The organism is Exiguobacterium sp. s121 (genome assembly GCF_018617245.1).
GTDB lineage: Bacteria > Bacillota > Bacilli > Exiguobacteriales > Exiguobacteriaceae > Exiguobacterium > Exiguobacterium profundum.
Genome location: NZ_JACSJV010000001.1, coordinates 497428 through 510242, shown reverse-complemented (window position 1 = coordinate 510242; position 12815 = coordinate 497428). Strand labels below are relative to the sequence as shown.

The following is a 12815-nucleotide window of genomic DNA, read 5'->3' as shown; positions in this document are numbered from 1 at the left end:
TTTTTTGTGTCACATACAGGGGACATACCGTTCATGTAGAATGTTTTAAAGACAGCTAATTCAAAAGGAGGTTCTCGCGATGGACATCGCAAATGACCCGAATACACTTTTTCTCATCTTACTACCTGTTTTGATTTTGCAACTCATCCTGCTCGTCGTCGCCTTGATTGACTTGTTCAAACGCGACATGACGAATGGCCCGAAATGGGTATGGCTTCTCGTCATCGTCTTCATCAACATACTCGGCCCAATCGTATACTTCTTATGGGGACGGACTCCGCGATGAAAATCACACATGTAACGAAGCGATTCGGCTCCTTCACGGCGCTCGATGATGTCAGTTTCGAATTACGACCGGGTTGCACGTCCCTCCTTGGAGAAAACGGTGCCGGGAAGACGACGCTTTTGAACTTGCTCGCCCGCGTCACCGAACCGACAAGTGGCGATATGACCGGACACGAACGTATTCGGATTGGCTATTTGCCTCAGCGCCCTGCCCTCTATCCATCGTTGACTCCCGTCGAGACGATTCGGTATGCCGCTGAATTGACGGGGACCAAACACGTCGAGCCGATTCAACTATTGAAACGAGTCGGGCTCGAACCGGTCGACCGGCCGGCAGCGAACTTATCGGGAGGGATGCGACAGCGTCTCGGGATCGCCCAAGCGCTCGTCCATGACCCGGAACTCTTACTGCTCGATGAACCGGTCTCGGCACTCGACCCACGCGGTCGACGAGAAGTACTCGATCTATTAAGTGACTTGAAACGAGAGCGAATGATCCTGTACTCGACGCACGTCCTGCCGGATGCCGAAGAGGCAAGTGACTGGGTGCTCCTGCTTCGACAAGGCAAATTGCTCATGGAAGGAACCGTGACCGACCTGCTCGGTTCGAAGTCGACCATTGAGCTACGTCTCTTTGACGATGGGACGACCGATGCAGACTGGACGCAGTTAGAAGGCGTGACCCGAACAACCAAACGTGGTTCGACGTGGACGTTTGAATCAACGGACCGGAATCTCGCCGAACGGGCGATTTTGCGGCGCATCCTGGAACGGAATCTCATCATCCAATCACTACACGTCGGGCACCCGTCACTCGAATCTTTATTCTTGGAGGTGAACGCCTGATGCGTACCGCAATCTTTAAACAGGAATGGCGAGAGTCATGGTCGAACAAACGACTCATTTGGATCCCAATCGTGCTCATGCTCCTTGCCTCGATGCAACCGCTCACGCTCTATTTCCTACCAGATATCCTCGCTTCCGGTGGCAATTTACCGGACGGCGCCGTGATTGATCTCCCGACACCGACACCAGAAGAAGTGTTGATTTCAGTCAGTGAACAGCTTCGCCAAATCGGTCTTCTCGTCGTCTTGTTGTCGGCGATGCATACGTTCAGTCATGAGCGGACGAACGGAACGCTCGCTTGGCTCAAGTCGTTACAAATCCCGACGTCTCGCATCGTTATCAGTAAATGGGCACATTACGTCCTATTGACGGTCGGTGGTCTCGTACTCGCCCAATTAGCGGCCGCTTACTATACGGTTATTCTTTTCGAGGCGTTTGATGTAACCGCATTTCTCATATCTACAGCACTTCTTGTCTTTCATTTTGTCGTTCAGCTCTCCATCTTCATTCTCCTCGCTGCGATGATCGAGAGCGGTGTTGTCGCAGTCGTCTTGACGCTCGGTCTTCATTTCGTCATGTCGCTCCTCATCGGCTGGGTCGACCTCGATTGGATGCCATGGATGCTCGGTCCACTATCGAGTCAGGTGTTCTTGACAGAAGTGAATCTCGTGTGGCCGATTGTGACCGGAACCGTTGTCGTCATCCTATCCCTGTATATGGCGTCGAAACGACTTCGGTTCATGAGTCATACGGCGTAAACGTCTGACCTTACAAATGATTCATTTGCCACAGCTTCATCTTGGATAAATATGGGTATCTCTTCTGTATGCATACAGAGGAGGTCACATGAATGACATGGAAAAGAAGGGTCGGCATCGGTCTGTTAATCGGTGCAGTGTGGACGAGTCCACAGTTCGCGTCCGCTGAGGGTTCATTCCAACAGACGGAGGATGGCATCGTCTATACATCGAGTGACGGGACGGTGTTGACAGGGTGGCAAGTAATCGAGGGTCATACGTACTATCTGAATGAAGATGGTACCCTCCTCACAGATTGGCAGGAAATCGAAGGTGCTACATATTATTTTGAGACAGACGGTCGACTCATCACGGGTCCCCATGCAGTCAACGGCACGACATACACATTTGACGAGAACGGGAAGCTACTCACCGGATGGCAAGAACGCGATGGTCTCGTCTATTATTACGACGAAACCGGTCAAGCCGTCACCGGCTTCCAGACAATCGAAGGCAAACGATATTACTTCAACGAGGACGGGGTCCGACTCTCGGGATGGCAACAGTTTGGTGACGCCAAACATTATTTCTTCCCAGACGGCACCATTCGTACAGGCATGTACACGATTGACGGCAAGAAATATTATTTGATGGAGCAAGGAAAGATGGCGACCGGATGGCAGACGATCGGCACACGACGCTATTATTTCGGGACTGACGGGGTACGTCGACAAGGTCTCACCCGAATCGGTGAAAAAGTGTATGGATTTCATCCCTACTATGGGTATCGCCTCGAAGGGTTGCATCGGATTAACAATCGTCACTACCTGTTCGGAAAATACGGCGATCGTAAGTGTGGCCTTCAACAGATAAATGGTGTTATGTACGGCTTCCATCCGACCTATGGCTACCGACTAGAAGGTGTCCACACATTGAATGCACGCGTCTATTCATTCGACCCATATGGACGTCGTGAGTACGGATTTCAAACGGTCGATGGGAAGAAGGTCGGATTCCACCCGACTTACGGATACCGCCTGAAAGGGAAATTCCGATTAGATGGAAAGACGTATCACTTCCATTCGACCGGTGTGCCGGAGAAAGGATGGAAATATACGACCCAGTACGAATATTATGCTCCGGCCTTGACGAAAAAGACGGATTGGCAAGCCATCGACGGCAAGTGGTATTACTTTGATACATACGGAAAGATGTATCAAAACCGTCGTGTCGGAAACGCCTCATTCGATGCGCGTGGTGCCTATTCTCAGGCACTGTCCGTCTATAAGATGAGCGTCCCGCTCTATCGTCAGTTCCCGATGGGGTATCCGTCAGGCTGCGAGTTCTTCTCTCTCAAAATGGCACTTGAAGAAAAAGGGCGTGCCGTCAGCGCCTCGACCTTATATAACGAGATGCCAAAGAGTATGTGGAACGCTCGCTATGAGAACCGTCTCTATCGCTGGGTCGACCCGAACGTCATGTTCACAGGAGATCCGAAAGGGACGCTCGGAAAATATAAGAACTATGGGATTTATCCAAAAGGCATGATTGAATTCGCCAGTAAGTATCGTCCGGTGAAAGACTTGTCCAATCAAGGGCTCGGCTCAATCGAACGCGAACTGTCGATGGGCAACCCGGTCATCGTCTGGGCGAGTGTCGACTTCAACAAACCATACGGCTACTTCAACTGGTATACCGCTTCGAACAAGAAGTTCACCGGCTACGTTAACTATCATGTCATGTTGGCAACCGGCTATGACAAGTCAAACTTGTATATCAACGACCCATATCGCGGTCGCTTGGTCATCCCTAAGTCAAAAGTGAGCGCCGTCATGAGCGCGACGGGATGGAAAGCACTCGCGGTCAGATGAGTAAATAGGAACGTGTCTTTCATCGAAGGACACGTTTTTTATGTCCGATTAGGAGAAAAGTACGAAATTAAGAAATATAAATTCCTATTTTTATGATTAAATATTGAAATTAAATTTCTGAATGGTACACTCCTGTTAAGAAATTGAAGCGCTTACATGAATCGAAGGAGGAGTTTCTGATGAAAAAGTGGATGGGTGGTATGGCTGCGTTGACGATTCTCACGACTTCCATCGTCTGGTTGGATGCCGATGCGAAGTCTGAACCGAAAAAACCAAAGGTCGAACTCGGGGTCGACCGATTGATGGAAAACCCGGAAATTTTGAAAGGAAAACGGGTCGGACTAATCACGAATCCGACCGGGATCAACGCGGAGAGAACGAGCATCGTCGACCTATTTGACCAGTCCGATGACTTCGAGTTGACGGCATTGTACGGACCAGAGCATGGCGTTCGGGGAGATGCCCAAGCCGGATCGACGGTCAGTTCCTACATCGATGACGTGACGGGGTTGCCTGTATATAGCCTATATGGTGCCACGAAGAAACCGACTCCTGAGATGCTACAAGATGTCGACGTGCTCGTCTTTGACATCCAAGACGTCGGGACACGCTACTATACGTATATCTATACGATGGCGTATGCGATGGAAGCCGCTGCCGAGAACGGGATTCCGTTTGTCGTCCTCGACCGTCCGAACCCGCAAGGCGGGCTTCGCGTTGACGGTCCGGTGCTCGACCCGGATTACTCCAGTTTCATCGGTCTCTATCCGATTCCACTAAAGCATGGGATGACCGTCGGTGAACTCGCGCGACTGTTCAACACCGAGTATCAGATTCAAGCCGACCTTGAAGTCGTAAAAATGAAAGGTTGGAAGCGTTCGATGATGTATGAGGACACGGGACTCCCGTTCGTCATGCCGTCCCCGAACATGCCGACGACCGACACGGTCAATGTTTACCCTGCGACCGGATTGTTTGAAGGAACAAACTTATCCGAGGGGCGCGGGACGACGAAACCGTTTCAGCTGATCGGCGCGCCGTATATAAAAGCGCATGAATATGCGAATGAGCTGAACGGGCTCGACTTGCCAGGTGTCGCTTTCCGGGCTGCCTCGTTCACGCCGACGTTCTCAAAACACGCGGGCAAACTGACGCACGGGGTTGAGGTCTATGTCACTGATCCAGCTCGATTCGAATCGACAAGAACTGGGATTGCGATGATTCAAATGGCCCACAGCATGTATCCGGACGACTTCGAGTTTTTAGCGAATGACTTCATCACGAAATTGACAGGAAACGCCTACGTGAAAGATATGATTCTCGAAGGAGCTCCGCTTGAAGACATCCTGACGAAAATCGAGGACGAGCGGGACGCGTTTCTCCCAATTCGGAAAGAGTATTTACTGTATAAATGAAGCAAGGATGGGCTCACGAAGAGTCCATCCTTTTTGTAATGAAATGGTAAAACCAAAAATCACCCAAACGATATAGAATATAGGGAGTCCCACAAAAGGAGTCGATTCCATTGAAGAAGCATATCTCTCTACTACTCACCATCATTCTGACACTCAGTGTGATCGGGTCGCCCTTCTCTATCAACCGCGTCCAAGCATATTATGAGACGTCGATCAACACGACCGGTTACGTGACCAACATTAGTCAACTCAATGTCCGGCAGTCGCCTTCTTTGAGCGCGAAACGACTTGCACTCATTCCGCGAGACGGTTCGATGCGTGTCCGGACATCGTTCCAATTGGACGGTGTGCGCTGGTATAAGATTCAATGGGGCAGCGGCTACGCTTATCTGCCCGCCAAGTATGTCCGCTTGTCCACTGCCGAGGTGAAATTTACGAAACCGACGTACGTCAAACCGTCGAGCGTTTATTTAAAATCACGTCCGCTCACGACCTCTTCGAACGTCAAGTTCGTCCGGCAGGGTACAGAACTTGAGACCGTGTCATATCGCTATACCGGTACATCACGATGGTACAAGGTGCGCTACGGTTCATACACTGGGTACATCCTCGCCCATCATGTCAGTTTCACGTCGCCCGTCAACGTGTTGACCGAGACGAACAAAGAACGGAAGGCTGCCGGTCTCTCTCTTCTCGCCGCTTCGAGTGAGGCGAACCGTGTCGCCCAAGTCCGTGCCGATGAGATGGCGCGTACGGGTCAATTCTCGCACACGCTCAAGGAGAACGGTACACCAGGGGACACGTTAGACGCTTACGGTGTCTCGTATCGGGGCTGGGGGGAGAATATCTATAAAGGATCGAGCGACCCAGTCCGGGCGGTCGATGCGTGGATGAACAGCAGCGGTCATCGCGCGAATATCTTGAATGCGAATTATACGCACCTCGGGATTGGCAAAGCGACCGATGCCCAAGGGGCGACCATCCATGTTCAAATCTTTTTGACGAAATAACCGCTGAAGGACAGTCACGTCGTGGCTGTCTTTTTTTCGCCAATTAAAAAAGCGGATTCGCATCCGCTCTCGAGCCTTACGCACTTCTTATATCTCATGCTCTTTCACGAGCACACGAAAACGCGGTCGGACGGTCAATTCGATTGACGTCACGGTCCGCTTTCGATCTTCAGCTAGGACGATCAATAACTCTGCGTGGTCTCGCCGGTCTTCTAAAATCTCGACCTTGCTGACGGTGCGGAGCAGTTGATAATATACGAGCTCCCCGTCCCCACCTTTGATATTGATTTCAAACTCGTGATAGCTCGGTGATATTTTAAAGTAGAACGTCTCCCCATGCTTATTCGTGAAACGAAAAATCGACTCATCATAATAGAACGGGAGTGTCGAATCCATTCGTTTCGGTTCGACTGTACAAAACGCAGAAAGTACGATTTCGTCCGGGAACAATGCCCCCTCTTGTTTATTGAATTGCCATCCTTTCATCCAAATCCCTCATTTCAACACTATAATTATCTGAATAATTAGATTATTGCACATTTCATGCGTTCCGGACAGGTAAATTCGTGACAATCCTCGAACACCTTTGTGTAGAACGAGAAACATTTCACATGAGAAAGGAGTATCACGATGTCCATTATCTCGCTCGACCATGTCACGAAACGGTTCGGGGATACGATTGCCTTGAACGACCTCACTCTGAAAGTGGAAGAAGGCGAACTCTTCGGGTTGCTCGGACCGAATGGTGCCGGGAAGACGACCGCTATTTCGGTCATGTTGAATCTGTACGAGGCGGACTCCGGTTCGATTCACATTTTTGGAAAAGCGATGCCAAAAGACGAACTAGCCATCAAACGCCGCGTCGGGATCGTGCCGCAACACGTCTCCGTCTATGACCAGCTGACCGTCTATGAGAACATCCAATTTTTTGCGGAGCTGTATGGATTCAGTCCGAAAGAAGCGAAACAAAAGACCGAGGCCGCGCTCCACTTCGTCGAACTCGATGCCCATCAAAAGAAACGTCCGCCCGAACTGTCCGGCGGTCTCCTCCGTCGCCTCAATATCGCCTGTGGCATCGTCCATGAACCCGAACTCATCTTCATGGATGAACCGACCGTCGCCATCGACCCGCAGTCGCGAAATACCATTTTAGAGAACATCCGCGAACTGAATCGCCGCGGTGCCACCATCATCTATACATCTCATTACATGGAAGAAGTCGAACTCCTCTGCGACCGAATCGCCATCGTTGATGAAGGAAGGATCATCGCAGAAGGAACACAGGACGAATTGAAAGACCGTGTCATGACACTCGAGACGGCCCGGATCAAAGTCGATGCGCTCACACCAAATTTGCTCGAACGTCTTGACGCACTCGAACACGTTCAAAAAGTAGAGTATGAAGAACCGTATATCGAGGTGTCGTTAGACAAAGACACGCCGCTTGCTCCGCTCCTTGAGACACTCCATCAAGAACGTGTCCACTTCACCGCCATCACGGTCGACCGCCCTTCCCTCAATACCGTCTTTTTGGCATTGACAGGGAAGACGCTCCGGGAATAGGAGGGACGTCATGTGGACTTTCATCAAATATGATGTGAAACAGCGGCTTCGTGATCGTGCCACCCTCTTTTGGATGCTCATCTTTCCGCTCATCCTCATCTTTGGACTCGGGACGATGCTGTCGGCTGTCTTCAGTGACACGTTCAAACTTCCGGTCACGAACGTCGCCTACGTCGAATCGTCGACCGACCAGTATCGAGAGCCGCTCGAGGCTTTTTTAAAAGAGGAAGACATTCAAGCCTTCATCCGACTTGTCCCATACGTTGACCTCCAATCTGCCGAACAAGGTGTGAACGATGGCGATGCCGATGTCATCTTGCAACTCGATGGACCTGACATCACACTCTTCTATGAGGAACCGACGACGGTCGAGTTCGACGTCCTCGATGCCATCCTCGGTCAGTATACGGCCATCGCCAATCAACAGATCACGCTCGCGGAAGCAGGCGTGTCGGCCCCATATGTGAATGAGGCTTGGCTCGATACGGAAAGTGTCGACTTGGCGGGACGTACCCCGACCTCGCTCGAGTATTTCACCGTCACGATTTCAATCATGACGGCATTGTTCGGGTCGTTTTATATCACATCGATGGCACGAGAAGAGCAGCCGAATACAGGCAGTTACTTACGCATCCAAGCGGCCCCAGTCCGAACGGTTCAATATCGACTTGCGCGGACGTTCAGTCGCTACGTCATCATCTTGTTGCAGCTTATCCTCTTGTTTTGGTTCAGCCACTTCGTCTATCGCACATTCGACTTGGCGAACGTACAGTTCGGCTATCTGATTCTGTCTTGGCTCGCCTTGACCGCGTACGGGGTCGCCATCGGATTCCTGATTGTCAACTTGCCGAAGTTGAGCGCGACGACAAAGGATGCGATCGTCAACGGATTCGTCGCCATCCTCATGATCTTATCCGGTGGCTATGTCCCCGGTTTTGACCAAGTGACGCTGAACTATGCGCCGTGGGCTGCCTACGTGTTCATGCCGATTTTCATGCGGGACGGAATGCTAGCCGTCCTCCTACGTGAAGGTGACATGAATCTGTATTGGCAAAGTCTCGGATTGCTCGGGATTCATCTCCTCATCTTGATCGCATTCAGCTACATTCTCTCGAAAGGGGTGAAGCGTCATGGTACTCATTAGACATGTGGCCAAACGGATGCTTCGAAAGAAAGGGCTGTGGGTGTTCACCTTCGTGTCGATGTTCGGTTTCGCGCTCATCCTCTCCTTCGTCGGTGGAACGTCCAGTTTGAACGCATCCATCGGGATTGTCGACCGGGACGGTGGACTTCTCGCCGAACGCCTCATTGACGAGGCCGAACGGTTTGGTCGGGTCACGTTGCTCGAGTCGAACACGGATGATGTCTTGTTAGAAGGAGAAGATATCGTCCTCATCATTCCTGATGACTTCACGAAACAGGCGTTCACAGGAGAGATGCCTCGCCCTTCCTTCTCTGCAATCGCCGGGAGTGATGCCTCGTTGATCGAGCAGGCACTGAACGGTCATCTGTCCCGCGAACGCCAACTGCTCAAAGCGAGCGGCTACGATAAAGCGACGTTCGAACAGCTTGCGTCAAAAGAGACGTCGAACGGTTACACACTTTCAAGTGAACCGTTCCAGGAAAGTGTCGCCACGACCGCCCGAACACAAGCCTTCTTCGGTCTGTTGTCGTTCATCATGATGTCGACCTTTCTCCAGTTCATTCCTATGTTTGTCGCGGATGATCGGGACGAAAAGATCTATGCGCGGTTGTTCGCCTCACCGGTGACACCAAGGCGTTACTTCGCCTCCCTGCTACTAGCCTTTTATCTCGTCGGCTTCATCTACGTGATGCTGTTGATTGGCGTGAGCCTCGCTTTATACGGTCAGGATGTATGGACACATCTCCCGACCGTATTCGCCTTGTTTTCTTCCTATCTGCTCGTCTGTCTAGCCCTCGGTGGTCTCATCGCCGTGTTTGCGACGAATCGGGAGAAGGCGAACATCTTTCAAATCTCGGTTACGATGGCATCCGCCATCACCGGCGGGGCGTTCATCAGCCTGCTCTGGTTGCCGGATTCATTGAAACTTGTCGGTCGTTTCCTGCCGACCTATTGGTTGAATAACGGTGTCATCACGATGTATGAGGGTCAGTTCCCGTATCCCTCCATCCTTGTCATGATTGGCATGACCGGAGTCGTCTTCCTCCTCACCATCCTCGTGTTGAAGAAACGACCCCTAACCGTCTAATACAAAAGCGAGCCCCCCATATTCAGGAGGACTCGCTTTTTATTGTTGAAGTGTCGGTACGACTTTTTCAAAGAAGACGTCGACGAGAGATGGGTCAAACTGTTTGCCCGCCTCTTGTGAGATGATGGCGAGTGCCTCGTCAATCGTCTTCGCCTGTCGATACGGTCGCCCCGTCACCATGACATCGAACGTATCCGCAATTGCGATGATTCGTGAAGCAAGAGGGATCTCAAAATCTTGTAGCCCTTTCGGATAGCCTTTGCCGTCCCATCGTTCATGGTGCGCCAAGACAATTTCCGATAAGGCGACATATTCGGGTACGGTACTTAAAATATTGTAACTGATTTCCGGGTGGCGTTTGATTTCATACCATTCCGATTCGGTCAGCGCGCCCGGTTTATCCAAAATGTCGTTGCTGATTGCCACTTTTCCTATGTCATGGAGAATAGCGGCCGTTCGAATCTCATTCACTTCAGCATTCGTGAAGCCCATCGCTTCTGCCAGTTGCCCCGCTAAATTGGCGACTCGTTGAGAATGCGCTTCTTCTCGTGGAATCTTCTCATACAGCGTGCGCATGATGATTTGAATGGAATGGTGGCGTCGACTCTGCTTTTCAGAAACCTTGTGGTGATACATCCGATCTTCCGCTAAATTGAACACCTCGGTCAATTCGACATTCGAGTCATGTTTGACCGCTTCACCGAATGATGCGGAAATCGGTAATCCTTCAACCGTCTGCTCGTGGAAGAGACGACCGAGACGATCCGACAGCTGTTTCGCCTCATCGAGCGTCGTATTCGGAGAGATCACGACGAACTCATCGCCTCCGACTCGTGCCACTTCATCTTTCGCGCGCAATTCATTTCGCAAAATATTCGCCGCTTCGACGAGCAGCTGGTCTCCGACCAAGTGTCCGAACGCATCGTTCGTGAGCTTCAACCCGTTGATATCGATGACGATGAGTGTGAGCGGATAAAAGTGGTCATCATCATAGCGCTCCAACGCCTCTTCAAAGTAGCGTCGGTTTTTGATGCCCGTCAATTGATCGTGGTAACTGAGATACTCAATCTCTTTCTCATATGTTTTCTTCTCCGTGACATCTCCGATATAACCGTGCCACAACACGTGACCATCCGCTATCTTTTCCGGACGGGATGATCCTAAAATCCAGACGGTTCGTCCGTCCTCGGTCAAGACGCGAAACTCAGCATCCCAAATCGTCAAGTTGCGATAGGACTCATCAATCGACTGCATGACAAGCGGATAATCATCCGGGTGCATCCGTCGGAAGACAAGACTCGCGTCCGTCTGTACCTCTTCTGCCGAAATCCCCAGCATATCTTCAAAGCCTCGGCTAAAGAATGGGAAGTTGAAACTTCCATCAGGCAATAATTCGAATTGATAGATGGCACCCGGGATTTGATCGGACAATTTCGTCAAAAGCCGATCTCGGTCTGCCAACTTTTCTTCTAACTGAACTCGGTCCGTCACGTCTTTCGCGACCGCATAAATATAATTCCCTTGAAGTTTGCAATGCCACTCGATCGATCGATACGTATCGTCGATCGTCCGGAAACGGTTGATGAAGCGGAACAACTCACCACGTTCCTCAAGTTCCATAAACGCCGCTTCCGTGATGGTATCATCATCCGGGTGAACTAGACTAAGAAAGTCGATATTCTCCAGCTCATCAAGTGAAAACCCTAAAATTCGTTCCCATGCATCGTTCAAATGGAGCACTTGTCGTGTGTTGAAGGCCATGATGCACTCCAAGTCGAGGGTCGCGAATCCACCAAACATCGATTTTTTCGTCTCTCCGATTTGATGATCGGCTTTCGTCAATTGCTCAAGGACGTGGACGAGATATAACTCTACGAGCCCTAGCCGATTGGCGACCTTCCCTTTTTCCATCACAATCGTCAAGTCTCCGTATAAAATACCGTCTTTCTCGATTTTGAAGAGAACGACTTCTCCAAGCGAGAAAATTCGAAGTAGATTTTTGACGAGACGTGTTGGAAGCGCACCATCAATAAGTGGACCAATCCCATCAAAGACACGAGGATTTGATTGTTTGAACAGGTCACGACGTTGGTCCGTCATTGGCCACTTCTTCCCGACTGGATGAAATCCAAGAATGTCGAGGCTTCTCTCTAACATTTCATCGATTCCTGATAATGCCACTGTCGTATACGATTCGCCATCCGCATCCATCAAATTGAGAGCGACCGCCTTCGCTCCAGTGAAGTCACGAATCTGATCAAGAAATTGTTGATTCATTAACAAGTCACTACCCGTCGAGACGAAGCGATGCGATACGTTGACGAGCTGTTTTAACGCATTGTTCTCTTGGACGTGTGGCGTGATGTCGTGAAACATGACGGACACAAACCCCGTTCGTTGGCTAAACACAGACATCTCGAACCAACATTTATTACGGCGAGAATAGTGTTCAAACGTTACCGTGCCGCCATCACTGACGACGTGTGCCACTTGAATCATCCATTCCCGCTCACTATATTCAAAGTCTTTTAGGGCGCTTGACACTTTTTTTCCGATGAAGTGTTTTCGCTTCCCTTTCATGATCTTCTCAAAGGCAGGATTCACTTCAAAGAATTCATAGTCAATCGGCTCCGAAGCGTCGTCGTAAATCACTTTAAACTCGACGTAGCCTTGGGGCATATAACGCAACAATGTATCGTATGAAGAATGAATGGGGTTTGTCACGTCACTTCCTCCTCAGCAAATAAAATCTCTACCTATTCTACCTCATTTGTGATAGATTCCCTATTTTTTCCGAAGTCATTCCCATCTTTTCATTTAAAGTTTTCGTAAACTGCAAGTTCTTCCCTTGCCTCTC

The 12815-nt window shown here is 50.4% G+C and carries 11 protein-coding genes; 9 read left to right on the top strand and 2 right to left on the bottom strand.

Annotated features, from left to right (window positions below):
* Positions 1–79 precede the first annotated feature (79 nt).
* From KOG47_RS02625 to KOG47_RS02600, 6 genes are all read left to right on the top strand, one after another.
* A complete protein-coding gene (locus tag KOG47_RS02625; protein WP_012727079.1) occupies positions 80–286 on the top strand; it encodes a PLD nuclease N-terminal domain-containing protein in 207 nt (68 codons plus the stop codon).
* Positions 283–1131: an ABC transporter ATP-binding protein gene (locus KOG47_RS02620; RefSeq protein WP_159562797.1), complete on the top strand. Its 849-nt coding sequence runs from the start codon at positions 283–285 to the stop codon at positions 1129–1131. The genes KOG47_RS02625 and KOG47_RS02620 overlap by 4 nt, the downstream gene beginning before the upstream one ends.
* The gene (locus tag KOG47_RS02615; protein ID WP_214690569.1) at positions 1131–1889 is read left to right on the top strand and encodes an ABC transporter permease; all 759 of its coding nucleotides are present in this window, start codon (positions 1131–1133) and stop codon (positions 1887–1889) included. Before KOG47_RS02620 ends, KOG47_RS02615 begins: the two co-directional genes overlap by 1 nt.
* Before the next feature lie 92 nt (positions 1890–1981).
* On the top strand, positions 1982–3739 hold the full coding sequence (locus tag KOG47_RS02610) for a C39 family peptidase (RefSeq protein ID WP_215243713.1): 1758 nt from the start codon (positions 1982–1984) through the stop codon (positions 3737–3739).
* Between the two features lie 191 nt (positions 3740–3930).
* The gene (locus tag KOG47_RS02605) at positions 3931–5154 is read left to right on the top strand and encodes an exo-beta-N-acetylmuramidase NamZ family protein (RefSeq protein WP_371730229.1); all 1224 of its coding nucleotides are present in this window, start codon (positions 3931–3933) and stop codon (positions 5152–5154) included.
* 110 nt (positions 5155–5264) lie between these two features.
* Complete coding sequence (locus KOG47_RS02600) at positions 5265–6164, top strand: CAP domain-containing protein (protein WP_215243712.1); 900 nt, start codon at positions 5265–5267, stop codon at positions 6162–6164.
* Between the two features lie 87 nt (positions 6165–6251).
* Here the strand turns inward: KOG47_RS02600 and KOG47_RS02595 are convergent, their stop codons facing one another.
* On the bottom strand, positions 6252–6650 hold the full coding sequence (locus KOG47_RS02595) for a hypothetical protein (RefSeq protein WP_159562802.1): 399 nt from the start codon (positions 6648–6650) through the stop codon (positions 6252–6254).
* A gap of 144 nt (positions 6651–6794) precedes the next feature.
* Between KOG47_RS02595 and KOG47_RS02590 the strand changes: the two genes are divergently transcribed.
* The 3 genes from KOG47_RS02590 to KOG47_RS02580 are packed head-to-tail and all read left to right on the top strand — an operon-like array spanning position 6795 to position 9958.
* Positions 6795–7727, top strand: coding sequence for an ABC transporter ATP-binding protein (locus tag KOG47_RS02590; protein ID WP_214690565.1), 933 nt, complete (start codon positions 6795–6797; stop codon positions 7725–7727).
* A 10-nt stretch (positions 7728–7737) separates the two neighbouring features.
* Positions 7738–8871, top strand: coding sequence for an ABC transporter permease (locus KOG47_RS02585; RefSeq protein WP_215243711.1), 1134 nt, complete (start codon positions 7738–7740; stop codon positions 8869–8871).
* Complete coding sequence (locus KOG47_RS02580) at positions 8858–9958, top strand: ABC transporter permease (protein ID WP_215243710.1); 1101 nt, start codon at positions 8858–8860, stop codon at positions 9956–9958. Before KOG47_RS02585 ends, KOG47_RS02580 begins: the two co-directional genes overlap by 14 nt.
* Before the next feature lie 39 nt (positions 9959–9997).
* Here KOG47_RS02580 and KOG47_RS02575 read toward each other — a convergent pair whose 3' ends face one another.
* Positions 9998–12682 (bottom strand): HD domain-containing phosphohydrolase, encoded by a 2685-nt coding sequence (locus KOG47_RS02575; RefSeq protein WP_214690562.1) that lies wholly within the window; start codon positions 12680–12682, stop codon positions 9998–10000.
* Positions 12683–12815 lie beyond the last annotated feature (133 nt).

Bases quoted from the DNA above. Each gene is read 5' to 3' on its own strand.
- KOG47_RS02625 (WP_012727079.1), top strand. From the start codon at position 80: ATGGACATCGCAAATGACCCGAATACACTTTTTCTCATCTTACTACCT.
- KOG47_RS02620 (WP_159562797.1), top strand. From the start codon at position 283: ATGAAAATCACACATGTAACGAAGCGATTCGGCTCCTTCACGGCGCTC.
- KOG47_RS02615 (WP_214690569.1), top strand. From the start codon at position 1,131: ATGCGTACCGCAATCTTTAAACAGGAATGGCGAGAGTCATGGTCGAAC.
- KOG47_RS02610 (WP_215243713.1), top strand. From the start codon at position 1,982: ATGACATGGAAAAGAAGGGTCGGCATCGGTCTGTTAATCGGTGCAGTG.
- KOG47_RS02605 (WP_371730229.1), top strand. From the start codon at position 3,931: ATGGGTGGTATGGCTGCGTTGACGATTCTCACGACTTCCATCGTCTGG.
- KOG47_RS02595 (WP_159562802.1), bottom strand. From the start codon at position 6,650: ATGAAAGGATGGCAATTCAATAAACAAGAGGGGGCATTGTTCCCGGAC.
- KOG47_RS02590 (WP_214690565.1), top strand. From the start codon at position 6,795: ATGTCCATTATCTCGCTCGACCATGTCACGAAACGGTTCGGGGATACG.
- KOG47_RS02585 (WP_215243711.1), top strand. From the start codon at position 7,738: ATGTGGACTTTCATCAAATATGATGTGAAACAGCGGCTTCGTGATCGT.
- KOG47_RS02580 (WP_215243710.1), top strand. From the start codon at position 8,858: ATGGTACTCATTAGACATGTGGCCAAACGGATGCTTCGAAAGAAAGGG.